The following is a 25,736-nucleotide window of genomic DNA, read 5'->3' as shown; positions in this document are numbered from 1 at the left end:
TCCGTTTTTCGCCGCGAGTGCAGCGAAGGTCGGGGGAAGAGCTCTCCGACACGTTGGATTTTCTGCCCAAGACAGCGCCTGGTCAAGCTAGCCCTACCTGCCGCGCAGCTTCAGGCTCACAGCCGCTGCTAGAGTCTTGTGGTTGTGTCCCTGGAAATCTCTGACTGATGGCGAGCAAGCTTAATGCCTTCGCGCGGCAACCCTCCAAGCTAACTGCGCAAACTAGAAATCAAGAGCGGGATCAAACCACGAGTTCCAAATTTGAAGCAATCCCGCGGGTCCCGTTCAAATTCTTGAACAGTTCTAGAGAAGCTCGATAATCGGTCGCCTTCACGACCCATCACCTCCTGGCGTAGATTGCCGATCTCGCGGGTCAGAATTCCGGCCTTCGACGCAAGCGTACGATAGCAGCGAACTCAAGTCGTATGTCGGGAAATCAGCTGGTTGGCCAAAATTCACGCTGCACAGCTTTTGTTGGTGAGATGAAGTTGGATAGCGGGCTCGGTGCTGCAGGCTTCGAGGCTAAGTTAGACTGTTCGCAGCCGCGAGACGATTTCCTCGGAATCGTTCTCGTCGAGGGAGCGAGCTTGTGCCCAAACTGCGGCACCTCTGCGTCAAGACTCTACTAGTTCGTTCCGAGTGTCCCGACCAGACGGCCCAACTACACACCGAGGACAAAGTGATGTTTATGGAGTCCGGTTGCCAGTAGCCAATCGCGGGTTCCGCAATGGATTGCAGTTTAGATTCTATCGCGGCCCAAACTGCCGCATCTTCATAAGCAGTGTTTCTTCTGTTCGCCGCCAAGGCGAGCCAAGCTGCTGCTGACGAGCGCCGCATCACTCCATGGCTCAATCGCAAATTGGCCGGCGTTTGGATCGTTTGCCAGCAGTGAAGGCCAATTTGTGCGAAAACCAGATAGAAAAGATTTCCCGGGCCATCTGGGCCAATCCCTTTCCCGTCCACCGTGAGGCTGCAATTGATAATCGAAGATGGGTCGGTTCGACGGCTTTCGAGGAGCCCGATGCTCTGATAGCTTGATTTTTTGAACCGGATCGATGGCGCTCCTGCGGATACGCAAATTCCCCGACGAGGTTCTCAAACGGCCAGCCCGCCCGGTCGAGAACATCAACGGTGATCTGAATTCGTTAGTCGACAGCATGGCGCAGACCATGTACGCTGCGCCCGGTGTGGGACTCGCCGCTCCCCAGGTTGGGGAGTCAAAGCGCATCATCGTGCTCGATCCCGACCACGAGGAGCCGGGCAAACATCTGCTCAAGCTTATCAACCCGCGAGTGGTGGCGGCGGAAGGTAAGATCATCTGGGAGGAAGGATGCCTTTCGGTGATCGACTTTTCCGCGGACGTGGAACGCGCCGCCAAGGTACTCGTCCGGGCGTGGACGCCCGAACAGAAGGAAATCGAGATCGAGGCCGAGGAGTTGCTCGCGGTCGCCCTCCAGCATGAGATAGATCATCTCGATGGCAAGCTGTTCATAGACCGGATCAGCCGCATCAAGCGCGAGCTGTATCGCCGCAAGCTCAAGAAAATGATCAAGGAGGGCAAAGCCGATGAGCGTCCCTCCACGGTCCGAATCTGACCTCGGCGCTGGGCTTAAGATCATCTTCATGGGAACGCCGGCCCTGGCGGCTCATATTCTCGATCGTTTGGTCAGGGCCGGCGATCCGCGCTTTCGCGTGGTGGCCGTGGTTACGCGCCCCGACGAAGCGCGCGGCCGCGGGCTCACACTTTCGCCCAGTGAAGTGGGTGCGGTCGCGGCCACTCACAAAATTGCGACCCTGAAACCGACCCGCATCAAGACGGCCGAGTTTCTTGCGGAACTCCGCGGGTTCGAGCCCGACGTGCTGGTGGTCGCAGCTTATGGGCGTATCCTGCCGCAAGCGATTCTCAAAGCACCACGGTTGCTGCCGATCAACGTGCACGCTTCGCTGCTGCCTCGTCATCGGGGCGCCGCTCCGATTGAAGGAGCTATCTTGTCGGGCGACGTGGAGACAGGCGTCACCATCATGCGCATGGTGTCGGAGATGGATGCCGGTCCGATGCTGCTGAAGCGCGCAATTCCGATCGCGCCTGACGACACGCAAGGTTCGTTAAAGGCCAAGCTCGCCGAGCTGGGCGCGGCGGCGCTGCTCGATGCGCTCGATCATATCGCCCGGGGCAACTCGCATGAGACCCTGCAGGACGAATCCGCGGCGACTTGGACCAAGCCGGTAAAGAAAGAGGACGCGATAATCGACTGGAGTGCCGATGCCGCCACTATCGAACGGATGGTGCGCGCTTACGATCCCTGGCCGGTGGCGCGAACGACCCTAAATGGCGAGTGGCTGATGATCTGGCGAGGATCGGTCGCCTCCGCACCGACCACCGGCGGGGCTGTGGGCGGCATCGTTGCACTTAAGCCTATGCCGGTCGTGCAATGCGGTCGCGGTCAGCTCGCTCTACTCGAAGTCCAGGCGCCGGGCCGCAAACGGATGCGCGCAGCGGATTTCCTCCACGGCCGTCGAATTTCCATCGCCAGCCAGCTCGGAACATGAAAACCGCCGCCCGGCACGATCGGGGCGTACCCTCCGGAAGTTCTGTCGGCCTGCCTGCACGCCAGATCGCGCTAGAAATCCTGATGGCGGTGGAGCGCCGCGGAAGTTACGCCGATGCTATGCTCGGTACCCGCGTTCCAGCTCTCCCACCCCCCGATCGCCGGCTGACGACCCGGCTGGTGCTGGGGACCATTGCATGGCGGGCACGGCTCGACTACGAGCTGGAGCGTTTCTGCGGTCGCGACCTTGCTGGAATACAACCCGAAGCGTTGACCATCATGCGGATGGGCTTGCTGCAGATTCGGTTTCTCGATCGCATCGCGCCGCACGCGGCTGTCTCTACCTCGGTGGAGCTTGCAAAGCGAAGCCACGAGGCGAGAGCGACCGCAGGATTCGTAAACGCGGTAATGCGCCGCGCCACTCGGGAGAAGGTTGCGCTGCCCGCCCGCAGCGACGATGAGATTGGATGGCTCGCCATCGAATATTCGCATCCGCGCTGGCTGGTCGAACGATTCCTCGATTGGTTCGGTCAGGATGCGGCGGAAGGGCTGATGGCCGCCAACAACGAGGCGGCGCCCAACGTGGTACGGCTCAATTTAGCCAGAGCGTCACGCGAGCAGATAGTTCGGCGCCTCCAGGCGGACGGCATGGAGGTCGAACAGGTGGCGTGTTTTCCGGAGACCGCGACCCTTAAGGGTGCTGCCCGATTCGATTCGCCAACCTATCGTGGAGGGTTTTTCCAAGCGCAGTCCGAAGCATCCCAGCTGGTCGCGCGGCTGCTTGCGCCGCCCGGCGGTGCGGCGGTGGCGGATTGCGCGGCGGCTCCCGGAGGCAAGGCGGCACATCTTGCGGAGCTTGTGGGCCCGGATGGTCGCGTGACGGCAGTCGATACGAACTTTGCCGGTCTAAAGAATGCGCGCCGCCTGTGCCGTCAATTGGGTCATCGGAACGTCCAATTCGTGCAAGCGGATACTTCGTCACCATTGCCCCTGGCGGGCAGGTTCGACTGCGTGCTACTCGATGCGCCTTGCACGGGGCTCGGCACGTTGCGGGAACATCCCGAGATTCGCTGGCGTGTTGCGCCGAATGACCCTGCTCGAATGGCGGTGTTGCAGTCGCGAATGCTCACAAATGCTGCCGCGCTGGTGAGGCCGGGGGGTGCAATGGTCTACTCGGTCTGTAGTCTCGCCCCCGAGGAAGGTCAGGACGTGGTGCGTGCTTTCCTGGATAAGCACCCAGCTTTTCACCTCGATTTGCACGCCTCCAACCGCGCCGTTTTCAAGGGTCTGCTTGACGCTCAGGGTATATTGCGAACACGGCCCGACCTGGGCGGATTGGACGGTTTCTTCGCGGCGCGCCTCGTTAGACCCGACTGAATCCGTTCGCAGCTCCGTGACTATTTGCGCTTTCACTCTGTCTGTTGATGATGGTGAAGCACTTCACTGCGAGTTAATTGAAGGCTTGAGCAAATCCTTCGCGCAAGGCGAAGGATTGCTCCTGAAGAATTAACGGTAGGATCTTCAAGGCCGAGGTCCAATTTCTACCAAGCCCTTTCGTGTGCCAGACCTTGGGACGTTTGTGCCAGTGCCATCAAGGCTGGTTATGTCGAGCAGATTTGACTGGCACGGCGCTTGCGACCCAGCCTTTCCGCTAAGCCACATAATAGCGGTCTCTCCGGCACGAGCTCTTCTTTGCCGCGGTCGAGTTGAAACTTTTGCCAGCGCCGGCGGGATCGAAATGCTCCTGACCAAGACGGATCGGTTTCGCAATGGCCCGCAGGCGGCAGGTTCGCGAGATCGGCGGAATGTCCATGATGATCTCATCAACCTTTGGGCGTTGCGCGCCCCTCAGAATTATCGCCCTGAGCTTCGCGCTCTCGACGCTGGCGGGGCTCAGCGGATGTTACAGCGTGCCTGAAGAAGTGCCGGCGCCACCGCCGGTACCCGTGCCGGTGCCGCAGGTCCGCCTCCCTCCTCCTGCTTCGAGGCCGAAGCAGGAACTCGCCTCCTGGTATGGCCCCGGGTTCAACGGCCGCCGCACGACTACCGGGGAGCGCTTCAACGAGAACGCGATGACTGCGGCGTCGAAAACCTTACCGCTCGGGTCACACGTGGTGGTCACCAATCCTCAGAATGGCCGTTCGGTGGAGGTGCGGATCAACGATCGTGGTCCGCGTGTACGCGGGCGGACGTTGGATCTGTCCAAGCGGGCTGCGCAAAAGCTGGGCATTACCAAGAGGGGGGTGGCGCGGGTAGAGATAACTCCCTCCTCGGATGCGAAGCATCATCCTGCACGGGTGGCTCCGATCGCTCCCTCTGCGGTCGGCCCAACCCCGGTTCAACAATCCCACATCTGAAACGGGCCGCGCCTTTGCCGCTTTGCGACGGTTCGGCTAGTTCTATGAACTAGGGCATGATCTCGGCAGTGATGTGCCCAGAAGGGATTCATGGACATCGACGTCGCACAAAAGCTCAAGACCCTCGACGAAGCGATCGGGCGCTATGTCAGGCCCGACACTTTTCCGCTCGGAATCCGAATGCTTAAGGCGGGCGAGCCGCTGCCCGAGGGTCTTAAGGTTCCCAGCCAGAGCATGGGCGAGCACTGGATCGTGTGCCAGTCGATCGGAGTGGCGCGCCGTTACGGATGGGGCATCGCGGTGGGCAAGGAGGACGTCATCTGTCCGCTCTCGGCGATCGCATTCGGGTTTCGCGCACCCAACGACGAGTACTTCCACGGCTATGCATCGACCGGCATGTACTGCGAGAACGAAGAAGCCGCGACCCGGCTTGAGGCCGGGACCTGGCGCTTCGAACCCGGGAGCTACTCGCATGTCTGCGTAGCGCCGCTCTCCCGCGCGACCTTCCAACCTCACATCGTGGCGGTCTATGCGAACAGCGCGCAGGTGATGCGCCTGGTCAACGCGGCGCTCTATACGCGGGGTGGTCGGATCGAAAGCACGACCGGCGGGCGCCTCGACTGCGCTGAAATCGTAATCCAGACCATGACCACCCGCGCCCCCAAGGTGATCATTCCCTGCAACGGTGATCGGGTGTTTGGCATGGCGCAGGACACCGAAATGGTGTTTGCGTGCCCATGGGATTTTGTCGACGAACTTCTGAAGGGCCTTGATGGGACCCAGCGCGGCGGCGTGCGCTACCCGATTCCGGTCGCGATGCGCGGGACAGTCACCATGCCGAAGCATTACCAAGATTTATTCAAGATGCTGGAAGGCGCCGACAAGGGCGGAGACAAACGTCAATGATTCCGGCTGCGGGTCGCTGACGGTATCTTGTGCGCATGGATCGCGAAGACAAGATCGCCCCGTCCGTCCTCTCGGCCGACTTTGCGCGCCTGGGAGACGAGGTCGCCGAGGTCGAGCGCGCGGGCGCCGACATGATCCACTTCGACGTCATGGACGGGCACTTCGTGCCCAACCTGTCGATCGGAGTTCCGGTTCTGGAATCGTTGCGCAAGGTAACCAGACTACCGCTGGATGCGCATCTGATGATCGAAAACCCGGAGCGGTATGTGGAGGTTTTCGTGAAAGCGGGCGCGAATTCAGTCTCGGTGCATGCGGAAGTCTGCAAGGACATTGCGGCGATGGCGAAGCGGCTCCACGATCTGGGCGCCCGCGCTTCGGTCGGAATAAATCCGGAGACCGACGTGCAGCGCGTGCTGCCCTTTGCTGCGCACCTCGACATGATTCTCATCATGAGCGTGCATCCCGGTTTCGGAGGACAGGAATTTATTCCGGAGGCGCTGGAAAAATTGCGTGTGGTGCGCCGCGAGTTAGATCGGCTCGCGCTCAAGGTCGATATTGAAATCGATGGCGGTGTGAAACTCGACAATATCGCCGAGGTGAAAGCCGCGGGTGCCAACGTGTTCGTATCGGGCTCGGGAATCTTCGGCCAGAGCGACTATCGCAAAGTGGTCAAAGAGATGCGTGACCTGATTGCACACGCTCCGGTCAAAGCATAGGGATCTGCGCGGCCGGCGACCTTCCTCTGAGAGGGGCCTCGCGCGTCTCGGTGGTAATCACTCTCGGTTAACCAATCTATCCGGGATCGAATGGGGCCCGCGCAGACCGATGCTGCGAGGCAAGTATTCGCGGAGAAAACCTTGATGGTGCGCTGGTTCCAGCTGGTCCGGTTGACGCTCTTGGTCGCGTGCTGCGCAGCGATCGCGCCGGCGCACTGCGCCGAAGGTGCGGGGCAGGCTCTCCCGGTTGCGCAAAAACTTCAAATCGCGGGGCTCGCAGTGGACGCCTGGATTCCTGACAGCCAAACCGCGGGGCCCTGGCCGATAATTCTCTTCTCGCATCGCTACCGCGGCTGTAATACCCAATCGTCCTACCTGATGCAGGCGTTGGCCGAGGAGGGCTACGCGGTATTCGCGCCCAAGCATCGTGATGCCGACTGCGGAAAGCTCCAGTCGTGGTTGCCGCGCCCCGAGATTCCCTTCAGGAACCCGGAAGATTGGAGTGACGAGACCTACGCGGACCGGGCGCAGGATCTGAAAACCCTGCTCAACGCACTACAGGAAGACGCGCGTTTTCGCGCGCCGCCCTTCGATTGGCAGCATGTCGGACTGGTCGGTCATTCGCTCGGCGGGTACACCGTCCTGGAGCTGGCTGGCGGATGGCCGCACTGGAAAGATCCGCGAATCAAGGCGGTCCTCGCGCTCTCGCCATATGCTGCGCCTTTCGCGGTTCAGCATACGCTTAGCGAGATCGATGCGCCGGTCATGTATCTAGGTGGCTCTCGCGATACTGCAATCACATCGTCGTTGGAGCGACGTGAGGGCGCGTACGAGCAGACGCCCGCGCCGAAATACCTGGTGGTAATCGATGGGGCAGGGCATTTGGCCTGGGTAGACAACCGGGCGACAGCTAAGCACCCGCTGACCATTGAGTACAGCATCGCGTTTTTCGACCGATACCTGAAGGGAAAGCGCTTCCCGCGCAGCCTCGAAGAGCCGGGTCCGGGCGTAGCTGACCTGAGGTTTCAGGAGTAGCGCGGGTTTGCTCGCCTGGGCTCTCCGTGGATGCTATAAAAATCGTCTGCGCTTTACCGACCACGCTCAACCTGATCGGGGTGTAGCTCAGCCTGGCTAGAGCACTGCGTTCGGGACGCAGGAGTCGCTGGTTCAAATCCAGTCACCCCGACCACTTTCTTCCGAGGATCTACAAATTGCTCAGCTTCGCACTCATGATGATTGCCGCGTATCTTATCGGATCAATTCCATTCGGAGTCGTCGTAGGACGTCTGCGGGGTTTCGATCCGCGCACGGTTGGTTCGGGAAATATCGGGATGACGAATGTCGCACGCGCGGGAGGTTCCAGTGCCGCCGTCTTGACTTTCGCCGGCGACGTTCTCAAAAGTGCGGTGCCCGTGGCCGCAGCCCGCGCGCTTGGGTTTTTGCCGCCCGAACTTGCGTGGATCGCGCTGGCCGCTTTTGTGGGATCGATCTTTTCGCTCTTCCTGCGTTTACGTGGGGGCAAAGGTGTGTCGGGCGCGCTTGGAGTATGGGCGATGCTCTCGCCCTTCGCATTGCTATTTGCAATCGCCGCCTTTGCAGTCGTGCTAGCGAGCTTTCGGATTATGTCACTGGCTTCGATTGTCGCGGCGCTGGTTATCCCCATCGCGGTGGCGGCAGTCGGAGGACCGCGGCCCTACCTGGTGCTGGCGCTTACGATCAGCGCGCTAGTACTTGTGCGCCATGCGGAAAACATTCAACGCCTGCTGAGGGGCGCGGAGCCCAGATTTGGCGAGCGCAAGCGCGAAGAGGGCGCGATGCAGCAGAACGATTAGTGATTGTGCGGTGCCTGTTCCTTGGTCGTTCGCCCGCGATGCGGGCAAGACAATTGTGAACCAACTGGCTGCTAGGGGCTGTCCGAGACTCAAACACTGGCACTTGGCTTGCGTAAACCGGAGACCCAACCATGCTAGAAGTCGCGCAGATGGCGGTCATCAACAGGGGGACTTGCGCAGCGGGCCGCACTGGGGACAAGGTTAGGCAGGTCGAGCGGATTGCGTTGCGTGGAGCGCTCTTTCCACCTGCGTGACGAGTCGAAGAGGACGCTATGAGAAACGTCGTGGCAATCATCAAACCGTTCAAACTCGATGAGGTCAAAGAAGCGCTCTCGAGCATTGGTGTGCAAGGCCTTACGGTTAGCGAAGTTAAGGGATTCGGGCGTCAGAAGGGCCATACGGAGCTTTATCGGGGTGCCGAGTACGTGGTCGATTTTCTGCCGAAGGTGAAACTCGAAATTATCGTGGCCGACGAATTGGCCGGCCAGGTGGTCGAAACCATTGAGCGCGCCGCGCGGACTGGCAGGATCGGTGACGGAAAGATCTTCGTCATGCAGGTGGAAGACGTGGTCCGCATCCGGACAGGCGAACGGGGCGGCAACGCTCTGTAAGGAAATTCCCAGCTTGCGCCGTTCGGTGGAGCGGTGACCGCCCGCGCTGGCGAATAAAGTTCATTTCGGTAATCGTCCGTTCTGCCCGCTTCGCGGCTAGCTTGGGCTGTCATTTTCAGCTGCTTGCTAACGCCGTCACCCCAAAGGGGCGTGTTCAGGAGTGGGCCAGGCCAAATGGGCAGCATGCAAATTCAGCCACCCAACTGTTGCGGCGGATTGGCTTTGGCCACCGTATCCGCCTAGGTTGAACTAATGGCCAACGTGGGCGCGAGCTTTTGGGGGTTCAAAGAAGGCGTGATTGCTGCGATTCGCGCCGGGGACATTCACGACCTCGGTTGCGACCGGAGCTGTAACCACCACAGACGATACGCGACAATTCAAACCGAGTGTGGGGACCAAAGCGGACACTACTTCGGGAATAGAGACTGCTGCAATGCTCTTGCACGAGCCGTACTCCAGCGAGTGGAGGAATGCGGAATCCCGGCGTCGTGGCACTAGGGCATACGTTAGGTGTATCGGCGCTGCTCGCGTTATTGGTGGGTGTGCCTGCTTGCACCTCCACCATGCCCGTGGTTTATGCGCTCTCGCCGAGCCCAACCCCTGCATTTCCGAATGGCAGCCTCAGCTCGCCGGTCTCGGAATGGGTCATGGTAGGACGGTTTCCCAACATCGACGCCTGCGAAAGCGCACTGCCGAAAGTGCAGACCAAGGTTCAGCGCCCCGTCCAGTGCATTCGGAGCAACGACCCACGGCTGAAAAATTTGTGGTTCTTCACGCACAAGCCTCTGGTCGGAACATAGGAGCTCATCCGACTGACCGACGTGCAAGCCGATCGCCACATAAATAAGCGCGACATGTTTGTCCGCTCGACGCTCGCCGTTTTGCTGGTAACCATGACGGGTTGCTGGCCGGCCGCCGACCCGCCGTTTGCCTGGTACGCTCTTTCGCCTGCCCCAAACTCTTTCTTTCCCCAAGGGGACTCCAGCTCGTCAATCTCGACCTGGGAGCAATTGAAGGTGTTCCCTACCTTCGAGGGGTGCGAAGACTCTCTCAAGGAAATTCAAAACCGGATTAATCGCGAGGTCGGTTGCTTCCCCAGTGACGATCCGAGGCTCAAGAATCTTAAGCCTGCGTCGCTTCCTGAGCCGTCACCCGCGCCATCAGCCGGAGCACCCGCACCCGCTCCCAGAGGAAGCTCACGAACTTCTTGAACGTCTCTGGGCCAACGCCCGAAACAAACAACCTGCTGGAAACAGAGTAAGGCCGAGAACAGCGGCGCATCGGCCAAGATAGTGGCCGGCGCTCCCCTTGAGGCCCCAACCCATCGACGGATCAGCGCAGATGCTTCGCCGACGCGGTGAGAACAACCCCGCGGCGAGAACCGTCAAACTGCATCACCGGTGCGAGCGCTGCGACAGTGCAGGGCTCATTGTTTGCTGGTTGAGCGCCTTCATCGGTAGGGATCCCATAAACGAATTGCTTGCGCGTTGAGTGCATTCTTATAGACGAGTAAAGACTGCCAAAAAAGGACTCATTAGTCCATAAATCCACTATAGATATCACGACAAAAAGGACTGGGCAGTCCATAAATTTAGTCGCATTGCATTAATAAAAAGGACTGAACAGTCCAAAAAATCCTCAATAAGATTAGCAAGATGAATAATGATCATTAGAACTATTGATCTTACTAGAAAAGAAGACTAATCCAGTGACAACTTACGTAGAAGCCTTTGGGGAGGCAGGCCATGCGATCCATCAACTCGGAACATTGGAACATACCAAGGAACATCCCAACCCGCGCGGAGTTCGTGACCCGCCACGCACGACACGCTCTGTCTCGAAGGGCGTTCATGAGTTCAATTGCCGCTACCGCAGCCGTCGGCCTGGTTCCCGGTTCGGTCCTGGCCGCACGAAGACCATCAAATTCGCCGCCCAAGCCGACGAGCAACCTCACTGTGCTTAACGGACTGGGATTCCATTTCACTAACTTCGGTCCTGGAATCGATCCCTCTTCGATAGGTGACTTCAAGGGCCAAGTGGGCGTGGCCGACGTTCAGGGGACCGGGACCGCGACATACGCCGATGGATCTACTGAGCGGCTTCTCTTTGATACCGACATGCGCTTCATGAGCGGTTCATATGTCGGTTTCGACGGGGCGGTCCACAGTGGTGCCTTTGCCTTGGTCTGACTTGACCTCTATCGAGGTCAGTATGACTTCGTAAATTTCACTACCCAGGTTCACGACTTCGACCCCGGAATTCACCCCTATCCGCGAGGACTCTTCTGGACGGTTCCGCTGCCGGCCAAACCTTCTGTCGACCTCAGTTCCGGAGAGGCGCGCATGAGTATGAGCGGCTTGGTATTGCAGGACTATTTCAACATTCCGAATGCGTTGTTTCGATTCCAGTCGCCGGTGTCCGCAGGCGCAAGCTGCAGCTTCGATGTCGCTTGGAGCGGACCGGTGACCGACCGCGTGCCTGTCTCCAGTCCAGAGGGCTCGTCCGGGGAGCTGCTCATGAACCAGGCAACCATGACCTGGTCGGCTAGTAACGACCTGGGCTTTAGCTTCATCTCCGAGCCATCGCCGACGACCAGCGCCTTCGCCGAGATCGGCACGATCAAAAATGGAGTCTTTGCCTAGGCGCCGAGGGTCGAAACTGGTCGCCAGCCGGAAAAATCCGGCAATTGTAAGACCGTTACGGCTAATCCGCAGGCGGCGCCTACTACCAGATCTAAGTCAGGGAAATCGGCACCGTCTGCGGAGGTCGTGCGTCCTATCTAAATCCGGCCCCGTCCCTCACCCCACGGCCGAAGTCCCATTTGCGGCCTTTCTTGTACTCGTTGGTGATTCGACGGGCGACTGTCATCCGATGCACTTCGTCGGGTCCGTCATAGATTCGCGCGAAACGTGCGTGACGGTACATCCGCGCCAGTGGAGTGTCTTCCGAGACGCCCATCGCGCCGTGCACCTGGATCGCGCGGTCGATCACGTCGTGCAGCACCTTGGCCCCGAAGAATTTGATGAGCGCGATCTCAACGCGCGCCTCGTCACCGGAATCGATCTTGGCGGCGGCGTCGAGCGTAAGCAGCCGGGCCGCCTGGATCTCCGCCGCAGAGTCCGCGATCCAATTCTGGATCGTCTGCTTGTCGGCCAGCGGTCCGCCGAATGCCTGGCGATTGATCGCGCGATTTACCATCAGCTCGAAGGCGCGCTGCGCCTGCCCGAGCCAGCGCATGCAATGATAGATGCGCCCCGGTCCGAGCCGCCGTTGCGCGATTTTGAATGCCTGCCCGCGCGGTCCGAGCAGGTTGGTGAGCGGCACGCGCACATTATTGAACTTAAGCTCACAATGCCCGCCTTCGGTTTCGCCCATCACCGGGACCACCCGGACAATTTCGAAGCCGGGGGTATCGGTGGGCACGATGATCATGCTGAAGCGCTCGTAGGTCGGCGCATCCGGATCGGTCACCAGCATCACGGTGGTGTAGGCGGCCCGGTTGGCGCCACTCGAAAACCACTTGTGCCCGTTGATGATCCACTCGTCTCCGTCTTGAACCGCGCGGGTGCGCAATCCCGTGGGATCGGCACCCGAGACTTCCGGCTCTGTCATCGAGAAACACGGATAGATGTCGCCATTGACCAGCGGGAGCATCCAACGCTTTTTCTGCTCGGCGGTCCCGTACAGGTAGAGCATGGTTGCATCCTGCGCGGAATGCGTTCCGAGGCCCGCCATCGCGAATTCGCTGCGTCCGACCAGTTCGTTAACGAATACGTAGGGCATGAAGCCCAATCCGCCCCCGCCGATTTCCTTGGGAAGCCCAAGCGCCCACAGGCTACGTTCTTTGGCCTTGGTTTGAATCGAACGCATCGTGCGGCCCGCTTCCGAGTCGTGGCGGAGCAGGACCGGTTCGTTTGGATAGATGAATTCTTCGAGAAAACCGGAAACACGAGTACGCAGGTCCTGGACTTCCGAACTGGCCTCGAGCTCGGAGACACTTTGCATTGCCATAAAGAATCCTCCTCGGTAAGCAGCCCAGACTACGACGGGCGCTCGCCGACCCACAACGGCGCCGAACTGTCCAGGTTTCCGAGATTTGTGGGCGGACGGTGGACCCCGGCGCTTTGAAACCACCCAATCTCGCTGATTCGCCGCTTTTCCTATTTAGGTGGAGGTGGAGGCGGTCCCAGGCTGAACGGAACCTTACCCTGCAGGCGGGGGTCGTCGCTCGCAACGCAGCCCGCTTGCGCACTCACGATGTTCTGAATGCGCGGAGCGCCGCCGGTTCTGCGGTATTCCTCGACCAGGTTGCGCTTGGCGTTCAGACAATCTTTCTCGCTGTCGAAAATTCCTTCTTCGTTCCATTCGGACATGGCCAGCGGAACCACTTTTCCCGACCTGGGGTCGAACATCGGAACCAGCAGGTACCAGCTCGCTGCCGCCAGTGCGGCTATATGACTAAGCCTCATCTGAAAGCGCATCATACACGAGGAAGGCGGTGCCGGAGACGTGCAGAAGGGCTCGCCCCGCAAACACCACCGGCAACGATCATCACGATCGCAACCAACCGGACAACGCTAAGCGGCATTCCTGGCTGTTTGCGGGAAAGAACCCAGAGCGGTACGGGGTCAGGTACGAGGAGTAAAAATTGGTTTTGCGCCTGGCGATGCCAAGCACCGCTTTTCCGCTCACGCGCGGCGACGCGTTTGACATCGTGACGGCCGCTGCGGTCGAATGCCCCCGGGGATGGGGTTATGCGCTATCGCGCGCTGAGCGATATCCGGGTCGTCGATCTTACGCACTTCATTGCGGGTCCGTATGCGACCAAACTGCTCGCCGACTACGGCGCGGAAGTAATCAAAGTGGAACCGCCCGGTGGCGAGGGCGGGCGCAGACTGGGACCGTTTCCATCCAACGGAAATGTTGCGCACGATCGCGGCGGGCTGTTTGCCTTTCTCAACACCAACAAACTCGGCATCACCCTAAACCTTAAAGATCGGGCCGGCCGCGACGCGCTCCTCAAGCTGCTGGGTGACGCCGATTTAATGGTCGAGAACTTCGCGCCTGGCACGCTGGCAAGACTCGGTCTGCCGGCGGAGGAACTGCTCGCGAAATTTCCCCGGCTTTCGATCATTTCCATTTCGAATTTCGGACAGGATGGTCCGGACCGCGATTCCATCCTCAACGATCTCACCCTGTTTGCCAGGGGTGGATGGACCTACCCGGTCGGTGAGAAGGATCGCGAGCCGCTGACCCCGCCCGGGTCGCTCGCGCAGTATGTAGGCGGCCTTTACGGCGCCATCGCCGCGCTGCAGGCAGTGGTCGCGCGCAAGCTCTCGAATCAGGCGGGCCAGCACGTCGACATCTCGCTGCTGGAAGCCACTGTGGCGACCATGATCTACGAGGCGGTCACCTTCCAGTACGTCGGTGTCGCACGTGAGCGGGCGGGCAAGCGCTTTGCGGTCGGTCCGTTCCTGATCGTGACGCTCAGATGCCGCGACGGCTATGCGGGCCTGCAATGCGTGACCGACAAACAGTTTCAGGCGCTCTTTCAATTGATGGGCGAGCCGGCGCTGGCCAGCGACGCGCGCTTTGCCAGCGCGCGACAGCGGATGGTGAATAACGACGAGCTGCTGCGGATGGTCGAAGAGTTCTTCCTCCGGCACGAGCGCGCGTGGCTGTACCGCGAAGGCCAGCGCCGCGCGATTCCTCTCGTCCCGATTCCGAGCGTGGCGGAAGTATTGGAATGGGAGCAGACTCGGGCGCGCGGATTTTTCGAGACGATTCAGGATCCCGAGCTCGGGAGCATTCGCATCCCTGGCGCCTCCCTGCGCTTTTCGTCGCATCCGCCGGAAGCCTCGCGGCCGGCGCCGCGCCTGGGCGAGCACAATCGTGAAATTCTCCACTCGCGCCTGGGGTTTGATTACGGAGCGGTGGAGCAGACGCCGGATCGGGCGAGAGCGTCATGAGCACCATAGTTGATAGAAAGATTCGGGTCCTCGACCTGTCGATGGGATGGGCCGGGCCGCTGCTCGGAGCGATGCTTGCCGAGATGGGCGCCGAGGTCATCAAAGTCGAAGACACGCAATTCTTCGATTGGTGGCGCGGGTCGCTTTCGATGGCTCCGCCCGAGATGCAACCGATCGAACGTTCCCCGACCTTCAACACTGTGAACCGCGGCAAGCTCGGGGTCACACTCGACTTGAACAATCCTCGCGGCATCGAGCTGGTAAAGCGCCTGGTGAAAACCGCGGACATCCTGATCGAGAACTACAGCCCGGGAGTCATGAAACGCTTCGGACTCGACTGGGAAGTGCTGCAGCCAATTAATCCCCGCCTCATCATGATCTCGATGCCGTCCTTCGGGTACGGCGGGCCGGAAACGGAATCGCGCGGGTACGGGAACACGGTTGAGGCGATGGCGGGGGTGACTGGACTCACGCGCTACCACGACGCGGAACAGCCCTACACACTCTCGAACGCACTCGGCGACCCAGTAAGTGGCCTCACCGGAACTTTCGGGGTGCTGGCGGCGCTGAACCAACGTGAACGCACTGGCACGGGACAATGGATAGAGCTCGCGCAAGTCGAGGGCGCGATCCCGTTGCTCGCAGCTCCCATCATCGAGTACCAGCTGACCCAAGAGATTCCGCGAGCGCAGGGCAATCGCCATCGCGACTACGCGCCGCACGGAATCTATCGTTGTGCCGCCGACAGCGGGTGGATCGCGGTCGCGGCCGCCGACGATGCGCAATGGCGAAAGGTTACGGTGGCACTCGGCGTAGAGCGTCTTGCAGACGACCCGCGGTTTTCTGATCCAGCGCAGCGCAAGGCAAATGAAGACGCGTTGGATGCGGAACTGGCTAGCGCGCTCGCAAACGTTGCTGCAGAAGAGGCGCTCGCTCGCTTGCAAAGCGCCGGTGTATACGCGGCGCCGGTGAATTCAGCGGCCGCGGTGCTTGGTGATGTACAAACCGCAGCCCGCGAGTTTTTCGTGGCGGTGGATCGCGCGGTGGTCGGAACCCATCTCTATCCGGGTGCGGTCGCGCGCTTCTCCAAAACCCCGCTGCAAGCCGACCGTCCCGCGCCATTGTTAGGCGAACACAACGGTGAGGTGTTTCGCCGGCTGCTTGGCATCAGCGATGCCGATATTGCGGAGCTGGAATCCGCCGGGGTTATCGGGTCGGCGCCAAGACAGTACAGCAAAGCCTCATAGCCCCGAATTGCCTTTCACGCCCGGCCCTTCGAGAGGCTGGGACGGGTTCATCAGGTCGGCGTAGCGCCGGCCGCGCGATGGCTTATGCGCGCAGGTATGATGGTGGTTACAGTGAGCGCGAAGGGCTTTCCCTTCTCCTCCGGGTCATCGTCGACCGCAACTGCACCGCTCAGTCCACGTTCGCTTTCGGAACGAACCCCTTCATCCCCTTCGACGGACCGTCCGACACCTCGATGTTCGAACCCAGGTCATCGCTGGAAATAATCTTCACCGGAGTCTGGTTGTCCAGTTTGCCGGCCGCAAGATTTTCCCCCATCCCGCTCAGCATACCGGCGACGCCACCTTGGGCCTTCATCTGCGAAAGCTTCTTGTAGGTGTCCTCGTCGGGATAAATCGATACCTGGCTCTGCCCTTCGGTCGCGACCAGCTTGTGGCTGCATCCTCCCAGCATCATCAGGGCGACCAGCGCGATGGCGGCCGATCTGATCCTCAGGGTTGGCATGGTTCCTCCGCTGCAATGGCTTTTATCATGAGGCCGGAGCTTTGATTCAAGCGTTGAGGGCAAAAATTGCTCCGCGCGTTGGCGCCATGATAACCTTGTTTCCTCGCGCTCTGGGGCTGTTCTGCCCCGCAGCGTATCACAATGCGCATCGGTCTGATTTCGGATACTCACATTCCCGAAGCGTGCGAGCATCTTCCCGCCCGCGTCTTCGAGGTGTTTCGTGGGATCGACCTCGTGATGCATGCCGGCGATGTGTACGTGAACCGGGTGCTGGACGAATTGGCCCAAATCGCGCCGGTGATCGCCGCGCTCGGCAACGGCGACGAAGGCCTCGATGGCCATCAGCACCGGCTTGAAGCGGACGACCGGGTACGCGAGGCGCACCTGCTTGAGCTGGAAGGCGTGCGCATCGGGCTGGTGCACGCGATTCCGACGCCCGACGAGACCTCGCAGGAAGTCTTCGAACGCGCAATGCGGCGGCATTTCGGCGGCCTCGTCGACGTCGTCGTACAGGGTCACAGCCATATCGAGGGAGTGGTGCGCTTCGGCTCGACTCTGGTGGTAAACCCGGGGAGCGCCACCTTGCCGCGAAATTTGACCAACATCCCTGGGACGGTCGCAATCCTGGAAGTCGCGGACGGAGTGGTGCGCTCGGCAGAGATCGTTCAGCTCGGCGAATAACCCGTCCGCCGGCGGAAAGTGTCAGGAAGGAATTTTGTCCGACGAACAAGCAACGGCCGCGCGCAAGAACGCGGTCACGATGGAAAAGCTGGTCAACCTATGCAAGCGCAGAGGAATCGTCTTTCCGACCAGCGAGATTTACGGGGGCCTCGGCTCGACCTACGACTACGGTCCGCTCGGCAGCGAGTTGAAACGCAACGTGAAAGAAGCCTGGTGGCGCGAGATGGTTCAATACCGCAGCGACGTGCTGGGACTCGATTCGGCGATTTTCCAGCATCCGCGCACCTGGGAGGCATCCGGGCACCTCGAGAACTTCACCGACCCGCTGGTCGACTGCAAGAACTGTAAGCTGCGCTTTCGCGCCGACAAGGTGCAAGGGCGTCAATGTCCCGAATGCGGGGGCGAACTTACCCCGGCCCGCCGGTTCAACCTGATGTTCAAGACATTCATGGGTCCGGTCGAGGACACGGCCAGCACCGTTTTCCTCCGTCCCGAGACCGCGCAGGGAATTTTTACGAACTTCCAGAACCTCGTCGACACGCAGCGCGTGAAGCTTCCGTTTGGAGTCGCTCAAATCGGTAAATCGTTCCGCAACGAAATCACCACCGAGAACTTTATCTTTCGCACCCGCGAGTTCGAGCAGATGGAAATGGAATTCTTCATCAAGCCCGAAACGGCGGAGGAAGAGAAGTGGTACCGCTACTGGGTCGACTTCCGGGTCAACTGGCATGTCAAATATGGCCTGCGGGCTGAGCACCTGCGTCGGCGTGAGCACGCGACCGATGAGCTGTCACACTATTCCAGCGGCACCACCGATCTCGAATATCTGTATCCGTTCGGCTGGGGTGAGTTGGAAGGCATCGCCAAGCGCGGCAGTTTCGATCTCGATCAGCACGCCAAAGCCAGCGGCAGGGACCTGAGTTACTTCGATGAAGACGCTAAGCGGCGCTATCGCCCGTGGGTAATCGAACCGGCGCTGGGGGTGGACCGCGCGATGCTCGCATTCATGCTCGACGCGTACGACGAAGATGTGGTCGAGAATGAAGAGCGGATCGTGATGCGTTTTAACCCGCGCCTGGCGCCGATCAAGGTGGCGACTTATCCGCTGCTGCGTAAGGGGGGCCAGCCGGAGAAGGCGCTGGCGGTGCGCGAGATGCTCGCACGGCACTTCAGTACTGCCTACGATCAGGCGGGATCGATCGGACGCCGCTATCGCCGGCAGGACGAAATCGGCACTCCGTTCGGGGTGACCATCGACCATCAGACAATGGAAGACGACACCGTCACGTTGCGGGATCGCGACACCACCCGGCAGGAGCGTTATCCGATCGCTGGCCTGGTGGAGGTGTTGAACGGCAAGGTCGGCTGGGTCGCAGCATGAGGTCGGCGAAAGGAACTAGACTTGAACTGTAGAAATCAACCCGCACGGTGCGGAACTGGAGACTGAGACTCGAAATGGCGCGTGTTCATCCTGAAGTTTATTTTTTTGGCTCCGGTGTCGCGGAAGGCCGCGCGGCAATGCGCGAGCTGCTCGGCGGCAAGGGGGCGAACCTCGCCGAGATGGCATCGCTCAAGCTGCCGGTCCCGCCCGGATTCACCATCTCGACCCGGGTTTGCAACTATTACTACGACCACAAGGATAGCTATCCGAAAGGCCTTGCCGCAGGCGTCAAGAAAAGCGTTGCGCGGATGGAAAAGGCACTGGGCCGCAGCTTCGGCGATGCCACCAAACCGCTGCTGGTTTCGGTGCGTTCGGGAGCGCGGGTCTCGATGCCGGGGATGATGGACACGGTCTTAAACCTCGGCCTTAACGATGAAACCGTAAAAGGTCTCGAGACGGTGTCGGGCAATCCCCGCTTTGCCTGGGATTCGTATCGACGCTTCTGCCAGATGTATGGCGACGTGGTGTTGAAGCTCAAGCCCGAGAACAAGAACGACCCCGATCCCTTCGAAGAGCTAATCGACCACAAGAAAGCGGCACGCGCGGTGTCCGAAGACGTTGACCTCAAAGTGGATGATCTGAAGGAGCTGGTGAATGAGTTTCGCGCGCTGATCCAGCGGCGGGTTGGCCGCGATCTTCCCCAGGATCCCGACGAGCAGCTCTGGGAAGCGATCGGCGCGGTGTTCGGCTCCTGGAACAACGACCGGGCGATTACCTACCGGCGCATAAACAACATTCCGGGCGACTGGGGCACCGCCGTCACCGTGCAATCGATGGTGTTTGGGAACCTAGGCAGTGATTGCGCGACCGGAGTCGCCTTCACCCGCGACCCCGGCACCGGCGAGAAGGGGATCTACGGCGAGTTCCTGCCCAACGCCCAGGGCGAGGATGTCGTGGCCGGAATTCGGACCCCGCTGCAAATCAGTCTGGCCGCAGGCCGCAAATGGGCCGCGCGTAACAACGTCAGCGAACCAGACCGGGCTGCGAAATTCGCGACGCTCGAAGAACTCTTCCCCGCGGTCTACAAGGAGCTGCTCAACATCTCCAAGCGGCTGGAACACCATTTCCGCGATTGCCAGGACATGGAGTTCACCATCGAGCGCGGGCGGCTGTTCATGCTGCAGACCCGTACCGGCAAGCGCACCGCGGAAGCGGCCGTGCGAATCGCGGTGGAGATGGCAGAGGAGAAGCTGATCAATCGCGCGACCGCGCTCACCCGGGTCGAGCCCGAGACGCTCGAGCAATTTCTGCATCCACGGCTCGACCCGAGCAGCAAAAAAGAAGTGATCGCGCGCGGCCTGCCGGCTTCACCGGGAGCCGTGTTCGGCGAAGTCGCGTTCTCCGCCGATGAAGCTGTCGCGGTTAGCGCCGCGGGACGGCCGGTTATTCTGGTGCGGATCGAGACCTCGCCGGAAGACATTCATGGCATGCAGGTCGCCGAAGGCATTCTCACCGCGCGTGGCGGAATGACCAGTCACGCGGCGGTGGTGGCGCGCGGGATGGGCAAATGTTGTGTTGCCGGCTCGACCGCCCTGGAAATCAACTATGCTGCGGGCACGCTGTCCGCCAACGGTCGCGTCGTCCACCGCGGAGAGTACATCACTCTCGATGGTTCGGCCGGGGAAGTCATTTTCGGACGCGTGCCCACGGTGAAGCCCGAGATGCCATCGTTTCTCAAGAAATTCATGTCGTGGGCCGACCAGGAACGCGGCCTTGGGGTGTGGGCCAACGCCGACACCCCCGGCGATGCCAAGATTGCGCGCGAGTTCGGCGCCGAAGGAATCGGACTCTGCCGCACCGAGCACATGTTCTTCGACCCCGAGCGCATCGAGGCAGTCCGCCAGATGATCATGGCCGAGAACACCGACCAGCGCATCGCGGCGCTGAGGAAAATCCTGCCCATGCAACGGAAGGATTTTGAAGGAATCTTGCGCGAGATGAAGGGGCTGCCGGTTACCATTCGCCTCCTGGATCCGCCGTTGCACGAGTTTCTCCCCAAGGAAGACGCGGAGATCGCCGACCTCGCGGCTAAAATCAACGTTTCCGCAGCTCATCTGAAGCAGGTGCGCGATAGCCTGTTCGAATTCAACCCGATGTTGGGTCATCGGGGGTCGCGCCTGGGAATCAGCTATCCGGAAATTTACCGGGCGCAGGCGCGCGCAATCCTGGAAGCGGCCTGCGCGTTGCACAAACAGGGCGTCAGGGCACTGCCGGAGATCATGCTTCCCCTGATCGGCGACCAGAAGGAATTCGACCTGCTGGCCCAGGACATTCATGCCGTGGCCAAGGACGTCTTCGCCGCGACCGGGACCAAGGTCGCCTTCACTATAGGGACCATGGTCGAAGTTCCGCGCGCGTGCGTGCTGGCCGGAGACATCGCAAAGTCGGCAGAATTCTTCTCGTTCGGAACCAACGACCTGACCCAGATGACCTACGGCCTTTCGCGCGACGATTCAGTGAAGTTCCTCGGCGATTACGTCACCCGCGGCATCTACAAAAAGGATCCATTCCAGGAACTCGATGCAAGCGGAGTGGGGGATCTCATGAAGATGGCGATCGAACGCGGTCGCAAGGCCAACAAGAAGCTCAAGATCGGAATCTGCGGAGAGCACGGCGGCGATCCGGCCAGCGTAAAAACCTGCCATCGTCTCGGACTCGACTACGTGTCGTGCTCGCCCTATCGAATTCCGATCGCGCGCCTAGCCGCAGCCCAGGCCGCGATTGAGTCGAAGCAGAAGAAGGCGACCTTCAAGGACGTGTAGCTGGCCGGGAACTCTCCCTCTCCGGAGGAGGGGCCAGGTTGGTTCGCCGCGGCGGGTTGGGTGGTAGGCCGCCGAACGCGGTTTCTATGCCGCGCCGAATGCGTGCAGCCGGTCTGCCTCCCGAGCATCGGCCGACCAGGGGGTCGGCACGTGCCGCTGCCCACAGCCCGGTTCAAGACAGCGGCCGGCGGCTGTACTAGACTGAGCCGCGATCGCGAGGTCAAGGCAATGTCGGAGAACGCGTACCTGCACGAGTCAATTCGTCATCTGAATGATGGTGTGTCCGTCACCCCTGACGGAAGCGCCCCGGCGCTGGTGACCGTGGGGCAGGAAACGCCCCTGTCGCAAATTTTCCCGATCATCGAGGCCGATGGCGGCGTTATCGTGCGCGATTTTCTTTCCCCCGTTGTGCTTGCCCGTTTGCAATCGGAATTGCAGCCCTTTGTCGATGGCAGCGCGCCCGGCAGCAAGGAAGGCGGCAAGGGTTGGCAGCGGTTTCATGGTTTTCGTACCAAGCGCTTCTGCGGCCTTGCGGCGAAATCACCGACCTTCGTCGAACTCCTGCTTGATGCGCGGCTGAAAGAATACGCGGACCACTTTCTGCTTCCCAACTGCGGGAGCTACTGGCTCAACACCAGCCAGATGATGGTTATTGGCCCCGGCGAACCCGCCCAGCTGCTTCATCGTGACTCCGCCAACTGGCCGCACTTTCCGTGGCCCCCGTTGGAAGTCACCGTGAGCTGCATGTTCGCCTTGAGCGACTTCGACGTCGAAAGCGGTGCGACGCAGGTTGCGCCGGGCAGCCACCGATGGAGCGATTCGGCGCGCGCGCCGGCCGCGCATGAAATCACCCAGGCCGTCATGCCGGCGGGTTCAGTGCTCTTCTACAGCGGCAACGTAATTCATGCGGCGGGAGAAAATCGCGCCACCGATCGCTGGCGCTGCGGGATGCACGTGAGCTGGGTACTCGGATGGCTACGCCCGGAAGAGTGCCACTACCTGGCGGTCCCAATCGAAGTCGCGCGCCGCCTGCCCGATCGGGTCCAACATCTGCTCGGTTACCATTCATACCATCCGTCGACCTATGGCGGTCGCCTGGGACTGGTCGATTTCGAGGAAGCGAAACGAATTCTCTGAGCGCGCGAAGAGCCCCGGCCGCTCCTGGAGCATTGCCGGAGTTTCGAACCGAAGCCTTAAACGCCAGGCTGCAGGCGGCCACCCAGCACGGTGCCCCACACCCGCAGATCGCGGATAGCTGCTGGATCGACCGCGGTCGGGTCATCTGACAGCACCGAGAAGTCGGCGAACTTCCCGACCTCGAGACTTCCGATTTCGCGCTCCATTCCCAGCACGTAGGCCGCATCGATCGTGATCGCGCGCAGCGCGCGCTCGACTCCGATGCGTTCCCCCGGCGCCTGCACGGTTGCGCCGTCGGCCGCGATGCGGTTTACCGCGATCCACACCGACAACAGCGGATCGAGCGGGGCGACCACCAGCGAAAAGTCGGAATGCAGTGCGAAGGTGACGCCCTCGCGCTCCAGCGAACCGAGCCGCGCCGTCGCTTCGGCGCGATCCGGCCCGAACGCCTGCTCGCTGTGAATCTGGCTACGGAAGTGGACAAAATAGCAGTTCACGCTCGCAAGTCCACCCAGCGCCTTGAGCCGTCGCGCCTGGTCCGGGGTGCTTATGCAATAGTGCTCGATCGTCAGCCGATGGTCGAAACGCGGATGAATCGATTGCAGCTTGGCGAGCGCGTCGAGCACCGCATCGATCGCCTCGTCGCCATTTGCATGGGCGTGAATCTGCACGCCTGCCTTCCAGAACGGCAGCATGCGCTCGGCAAGATTGTCCCACGGAATATCACCACGCAGGCCGTTACCACCGTCCAGGTACCCGGGCGGGCGCACCCGCAGCGACATGGCGGGGTACGAACCGTCGCTGAAGAACTTCACGCCGTGAAAGCGAATCTTGTCGGTCGCGCGTGCGTCCAGGTCCGCGACATAAGCGGCGGCATCTTCCTCAAATCGCTTGCGAATCGCGGCTTCGTACGGCACCAGCACCATTCGCAGTGGAAAGTCCGGGTCGCTGACCACGGAATTCTGCAAGCGCCACTCCGATTCGAAATTACGCGCGCCAAACAGCATGTCCGCGGTGGTGGTCACCCCCGCATGCTGCGCCACCTGAGCCATACGCCGCAGACCCAGTTCATGCTTATCCGCCCCCACGAAATGGCCGCGCAGCGGAGCGAGCGCGTAGTTGAGAGCCTGCATCTCGATAAAGCGCCCGTTGAGTCGCCCGTCGGCGTCGCGGCCAACCCCGTGCATCTGAAGCGACTCATCCGCGCCCAACAACTTAAGCATCGCGCTGTTCGCATAAACGAAATGCGGCGCGTACGAGAGGATCGCGACCGGGCGTTGCCGGGAAATCAAATCCAGTTCATCGCGATGGAGATGGCCGCCTTGCATGCCCGGATCGAATCCCCACGCAAACAGTGGTTCAGATGCTGCCCGGATTTCCGCGTGAAGCTCGTGCAGTCGAGTCATCACCGCCTCCCGCGTGGGCAGAGCCGGGTTGATCCGATCCGGACCGGGCGACGGAATCGGACCGATATAGTTCAGGAACATGTAGGCACCCGATTGGCTCAGATGGGTGTGCGGATCGATAAAGCCCGGCAGCAGCACCAGATTCGCCAAGGTCTCATCGATGGTATGCGAGTAGCGTCTGAGCCACGGTTGCATCGATTCGATGGTTCCCACCGACAGGATGCGCCCGTCGCGCACCGCGATCGCGCTGGCAGTGGGCCGGCCGGGATCCATGGTTAGGATCCGGCGCGCGACGAAGACGGTGATATCGCTCATCGCTCAGCTCCCGTTCTCAAGGCGGGCCGTGATAGGCGCAGGAACTCGATCTGGTGGCGGGTGCGTCCGTCGCCGCTGGCCAATTCGGCAAGAATTTCGCCAATCACGCTACAGAACTTGTAGCCATGCCCGGAGCAGGGCGAGGCCAGAATTACTTGCGGACATGCCGGGTGGCGATCGATGACGAAGTGTTCGTCGACGGTGTTGGTAAACATGCAGGTACGCAGCGCCACGGTCGGCCCGGTGCCCTCGGGAAAATAGCGCGCGGCGAATTGGCGCAATAGCCGCTCGTCTTCCGCGTCGGGCTCGCGTCGCAGTTGGTCGGCGGTCGAAAAAGTTTCGCCGCGATGGTGATAGCGGCCGAATTTAAAGCCGGGCACCTCGAACACCGGCAATCCGTAGTAACGGCCTTCATCCACGGCAAGGTTGAAGACCGGGAAACGGGACGGTTCGAACCAGTCCGGCCGCCGAGGTTGCAGCCACGCCAGCACTTGCCGCTCCGGGATTGCAACTTGCTTGAGCGGAGCCGCCAGTTCTCCAATCCACGCGCCCGCCGCCAGGACCAGATGCTGCGCCCGGTAGCGGCCTTGGTCGGTGATGACCGATACGCTTTCACTCCCGTGCGGCGCCCATTCGATCACGCGCTCGCGCGCATGAATCTCCGCTCCGGCCGACTGCGCCGCGCGAACGTGCGCCACGATGGCGCGCTCGGAAGTTATAAATCCCCCGTCGGGCTGGTAAATCGCGCGATGAGTGGCAGGCAGCCGATAGGCGGGAAATCGATCGGAGACCTGCGCGCCGGTCAGGACTTCGTGAACAAGCTGATGCTCGCGCGCGGAGGCCAGCGCGCCCTGGAACAACTCTCCGTCTTCAGGGCTCGCGTCGATCGAGCCGGTCGTTACCAGTAGGCGTTCGCCTGCTGCGGTCTCGATTTCGTGCCACAGCTCATAAGCACGCCGCAGCAGCGGAACGTAGCGCGGATCTTCGTAGTAGGGCAGCCGGATGATGCGAGTAACACCATGCGAGGATCCCATCGCATGCGGAATGTCGAATCGCTCGATGCCCAGCACGCGCCGTCCACGGCGGGCAAGCTGCCACGCGGCGGCGCTGCCCATGCCGCCCACTCCTACGACAATTACGTCGAAATTCATCCCGGTCCGGGATGAATTTTAAAGCACTTGGATACAAAGCCACCAAGGGTAGAGGACATCGATCAGTGGTGAGCGCGCGATGGCCAAAAGAAAGTCTTAAAAATCAAATACTTAGGACTTTTTTCCAGTATGGTTGGACTTAAAAGCGAAACAA

Annotated in this window: 22 protein-coding genes and 1 tRNA gene; 18 read left to right on the top strand and 5 right to left on the bottom strand. The window is 60.8% G+C overall.

Features of this window, described 5'->3' with window-relative positions:
* The first annotated feature begins 1,055 nt into the window (after positions 1-1,055).
* The 12 genes from def to VGI36_01890 all read left to right on the top strand — a co-directional run bounded on the left by def (position 1,056) and on the right by VGI36_01890 (position 11,613).
* A complete protein-coding gene (gene def / locus VGI36_01945) occupies positions 1,056-1,595 on the top strand; it encodes a peptide deformylase (GenBank protein ID HEY2483877.1) in 540 nt (179 codons plus the stop codon).
* The gene (fmt, locus tag VGI36_01940) at positions 1,567-2,550 is read left to right on the top strand and encodes a methionyl-tRNA formyltransferase (GenBank protein ID HEY2483876.1); all 984 of its coding nucleotides are present in this window, start codon (positions 1,567-1,569) and stop codon (positions 2,548-2,550) included. The genes def and fmt overlap by 29 nt, the downstream gene beginning before the upstream one ends.
* Positions 2,547-3,926, top strand: a complete 1,380-nt coding sequence (rsmB, locus tag VGI36_01935; GenBank protein HEY2483875.1) for a 16S rRNA (cytosine(967)-C(5))-methyltransferase RsmB — start codon at positions 2,547-2,549, stop codon at positions 3,924-3,926. Before fmt ends, rsmB begins: the two co-directional genes overlap by 4 nt.
* A gap of 392 nt (positions 3,927-4,318) precedes the next feature.
* Positions 4,319-4,906 (top strand): septal ring lytic transglycosylase RlpA family protein, encoded by a 588-nt coding sequence (locus VGI36_01930; protein ID HEY2483874.1) that lies wholly within the window; start codon positions 4,319-4,321, stop codon positions 4,904-4,906.
* A 90-nt stretch (positions 4,907-4,996) separates the two neighbouring features.
* Positions 4,997-5,812 (top strand): DUF169 domain-containing protein, encoded by an 816-nt coding sequence (locus VGI36_01925; GenBank protein HEY2483873.1) that lies wholly within the window; start codon positions 4,997-4,999, stop codon positions 5,810-5,812.
* 35 nt (positions 5,813-5,847) lie between these two features.
* A complete protein-coding gene (rpe, locus tag VGI36_01920) occupies positions 5,848-6,528 on the top strand; it encodes a ribulose-phosphate 3-epimerase (GenBank protein ID HEY2483872.1) in 681 nt (226 codons plus the stop codon).
* 144 nt (positions 6,529-6,672) lie between these two features.
* Positions 6,673-7,563 carry a dienelactone hydrolase family protein gene (locus VGI36_01915; GenBank protein HEY2483871.1) on the top strand — a complete coding sequence of 297 codons (891 nt, stop codon included), beginning with the start codon at positions 6,673-6,675 and terminating at the stop codon, positions 7,561-7,563.
* 76 nt (positions 7,564-7,639) lie between these two features.
* Positions 7,640-7,717: transfer RNA gene (locus VGI36_01910), tRNA-Pro, on the top strand.
* A 22-nt stretch (positions 7,718-7,739) separates the two neighbouring features.
* Positions 7,740-8,360 carry a glycerol-3-phosphate 1-O-acyltransferase PlsY gene (gene plsY, locus VGI36_01905; protein HEY2483870.1) on the top strand — a complete coding sequence of 207 codons (621 nt, stop codon included), beginning with the start codon at positions 7,740-7,742 and terminating at the stop codon, positions 8,358-8,360.
* Between the two features lie 272 nt (positions 8,361-8,632).
* On the top strand, positions 8,633-8,971 hold the full coding sequence (locus VGI36_01900; GenBank protein HEY2483869.1) for a P-II family nitrogen regulator: 339 nt from the start codon (positions 8,633-8,635) through the stop codon (positions 8,969-8,971).
* A 1,850-nt stretch (positions 8,972-10,821) separates the two neighbouring features.
* A complete protein-coding gene (locus VGI36_01895; GenBank protein ID HEY2483868.1) occupies positions 10,822-11,160 on the top strand; it encodes a hypothetical protein in 339 nt (112 codons plus the stop codon).
* A 153-nt stretch (positions 11,161-11,313) separates the two neighbouring features.
* Positions 11,314-11,613, top strand: coding sequence for a hypothetical protein (locus VGI36_01890; GenBank protein ID HEY2483867.1), 300 nt, complete (start codon positions 11,314-11,316; stop codon positions 11,611-11,613).
* A gap of 133 nt (positions 11,614-11,746) precedes the next feature.
* On the opposite strand, the gene VGI36_01885 is transcribed toward VGI36_01890, so the two are convergent.
* Positions 11,747-12,982, bottom strand: a complete 1,236-nt coding sequence (locus VGI36_01885; GenBank protein ID HEY2483866.1) for an acyl-CoA dehydrogenase family protein — start codon at positions 12,980-12,982, stop codon at positions 11,747-11,749.
* Positions 12,983-13,131: 149 nt separating this feature from the next.
* Positions 13,132-13,440 carry a hypothetical protein gene (locus tag VGI36_01880; protein HEY2483865.1) on the bottom strand — a complete coding sequence of 103 codons (309 nt, stop codon included), beginning with the start codon at positions 13,438-13,440 and terminating at the stop codon, positions 13,132-13,134.
* 285 nt (positions 13,441-13,725) lie between these two features.
* On the opposite strand from VGI36_01880, the gene VGI36_01875 reads away from it, so the two are divergent.
* On the top strand, positions 13,726-14,940 hold the full coding sequence (locus VGI36_01875; protein HEY2483864.1) for a CoA transferase: 1,215 nt from the start codon (positions 13,726-13,728) through the stop codon (positions 14,938-14,940).
* On the top strand, positions 14,937-16,187 hold the full coding sequence (locus VGI36_01870; protein HEY2483863.1) for a CoA transferase: 1,251 nt from the start codon (positions 14,937-14,939) through the stop codon (positions 16,185-16,187). The genes VGI36_01875 and VGI36_01870 overlap by 4 nt, the downstream gene beginning before the upstream one ends.
* Positions 16,188-16,356: 169 nt before the next feature.
* Here VGI36_01870 and VGI36_01865 read toward each other — a convergent pair whose 3' ends face one another.
* Positions 16,357-16,689, bottom strand: coding sequence for a hypothetical protein (locus VGI36_01865; GenBank protein HEY2483862.1), 333 nt, complete (start codon positions 16,687-16,689; stop codon positions 16,357-16,359).
* A 141-nt stretch (positions 16,690-16,830) separates the two neighbouring features.
* Between VGI36_01865 and VGI36_01860 the strand changes: the two genes are divergently transcribed.
* From VGI36_01860 to VGI36_01845, 4 genes are all read left to right on the top strand, one after another.
* Entirely contained in the window at positions 16,831-17,370 is a 540-nt protein-coding gene (locus VGI36_01860; GenBank protein ID HEY2483861.1) for a metallophosphoesterase family protein, read from the top strand.
* 34 nt (positions 17,371-17,404) lie between these two features.
* Positions 17,405-18,751 (top strand): glycine--tRNA ligase, encoded by a 1,347-nt coding sequence (locus VGI36_01855; protein ID HEY2483860.1) that lies wholly within the window; start codon positions 17,405-17,407, stop codon positions 18,749-18,751.
* 74 nt (positions 18,752-18,825) lie between these two features.
* Positions 18,826-21,573, top strand: a complete 2,748-nt coding sequence (gene ppdK / locus VGI36_01850) for a pyruvate, phosphate dikinase (protein HEY2483859.1) — start codon at positions 18,826-18,828, stop codon at positions 21,571-21,573.
* A 150-nt stretch (positions 21,574-21,723) separates the two neighbouring features.
* Positions 21,724-22,710, top strand: a complete 987-nt coding sequence (locus VGI36_01845; protein HEY2483858.1) for a phytanoyl-CoA dioxygenase family protein — start codon at positions 21,724-21,726, stop codon at positions 22,708-22,710.
* 56 nt (positions 22,711-22,766) lie between these two features.
* Here the strand turns inward: VGI36_01845 and VGI36_01840 are convergent, their stop codons facing one another.
* Both VGI36_01840 and solA read right to left on the bottom strand, forming a co-directional pair.
* Positions 22,767-24,431: an amidohydrolase gene (locus tag VGI36_01840; protein ID HEY2483857.1), complete on the bottom strand. Its 1,665-nt coding sequence runs from the start codon at positions 24,429-24,431 to the stop codon at positions 22,767-22,769.
* Positions 24,428-25,582: an N-methyl-L-tryptophan oxidase gene (solA, locus tag VGI36_01835; protein ID HEY2483856.1), complete on the bottom strand. Its 1,155-nt coding sequence runs from the start codon at positions 25,580-25,582 to the stop codon at positions 24,428-24,430. The genes VGI36_01840 and solA overlap by 4 nt, the downstream gene beginning before the upstream one ends.
* Positions 25,583-25,736: the final 154 nt, after the last annotated feature.

The organism is Candidatus Binataceae bacterium (genome assembly GCA_036495685.1).
Taxonomy (GTDB): Bacteria; Desulfobacterota; Binatia; order Binatales; family Binataceae; genus JAFAHS01.
This window is presented reverse-complemented; position numbering and strand designations above follow the sequence as displayed.

Excerpts from the sequence above, each read along its gene's own strand:
- def (HEY2483877.1), top strand. The coding sequence starts at position 1,056 with ATGGCGCTCCTGCGGATACGCAAATTCCCCGACGAGGTTCTCAAACGG.
- fmt (HEY2483876.1), top strand. The coding sequence starts at position 1,567 with ATGAGCGTCCCTCCACGGTCCGAATCTGACCTCGGCGCTGGGCTTAAG.
- rsmB (HEY2483875.1), top strand. The coding sequence starts at position 2,547 with ATGAAAACCGCCGCCCGGCACGATCGGGGCGTACCCTCCGGAAGTTCT.
- VGI36_01930 (HEY2483874.1), top strand. The coding sequence starts at position 4,319 with ATGGCCCGCAGGCGGCAGGTTCGCGAGATCGGCGGAATGTCCATGATG.
- VGI36_01925 (HEY2483873.1), top strand. The coding sequence starts at position 4,997 with ATGGACATCGACGTCGCACAAAAGCTCAAGACCCTCGACGAAGCGATC.
- rpe (HEY2483872.1), top strand. The coding sequence starts at position 5,848 with ATGGATCGCGAAGACAAGATCGCCCCGTCCGTCCTCTCGGCCGACTTT.
- VGI36_01915 (HEY2483871.1), top strand. The coding sequence starts at position 6,673 with ATGGTGCGCTGGTTCCAGCTGGTCCGGTTGACGCTCTTGGTCGCGTGC.
- VGI36_01900 (HEY2483869.1), top strand. The coding sequence starts at position 8,633 with ATGAGAAACGTCGTGGCAATCATCAAACCGTTCAAACTCGATGAGGTC.
- VGI36_01895 (HEY2483868.1), top strand. The coding sequence starts at position 10,822 with ATGAGTTCAATTGCCGCTACCGCAGCCGTCGGCCTGGTTCCCGGTTCG.
- VGI36_01890 (HEY2483867.1), top strand. The coding sequence starts at position 11,314 with ATGAGTATGAGCGGCTTGGTATTGCAGGACTATTTCAACATTCCGAAT.
- VGI36_01885 (HEY2483866.1), bottom strand. The coding sequence starts at position 12,982 with ATGGCAATGCAAAGTGTCTCCGAGCTCGAGGCCAGTTCGGAAGTCCAG.
- VGI36_01880 (HEY2483865.1), bottom strand. The coding sequence starts at position 13,440 with ATGAGGCTTAGTCATATAGCCGCACTGGCGGCAGCGAGCTGGTACCTG.
- VGI36_01875 (HEY2483864.1), top strand. The coding sequence starts at position 13,726 with ATGCGCTATCGCGCGCTGAGCGATATCCGGGTCGTCGATCTTACGCAC.
- VGI36_01870 (HEY2483863.1), top strand. The coding sequence starts at position 14,937 with ATGAGCACCATAGTTGATAGAAAGATTCGGGTCCTCGACCTGTCGATG.
- VGI36_01865 (HEY2483862.1), bottom strand. The coding sequence starts at position 16,689 with ATGCCAACCCTGAGGATCAGATCGGCCGCCATCGCGCTGGTCGCCCTG.
- VGI36_01860 (HEY2483861.1), top strand. The coding sequence starts at position 16,831 with ATGCGCATCGGTCTGATTTCGGATACTCACATTCCCGAAGCGTGCGAG.
- ppdK (HEY2483859.1), top strand. The coding sequence starts at position 18,826 with ATGGCGCGTGTTCATCCTGAAGTTTATTTTTTTGGCTCCGGTGTCGCG.
- VGI36_01840 (HEY2483857.1), bottom strand. The coding sequence starts at position 24,431 with ATGAGCGATATCACCGTCTTCGTCGCGCGCCGGATCCTAACCATGGAT.
- solA (HEY2483856.1), bottom strand. The coding sequence starts at position 25,582 with ATGAATTTCGACGTAATTGTCGTAGGAGTGGGCGGCATGGGCAGCGCC.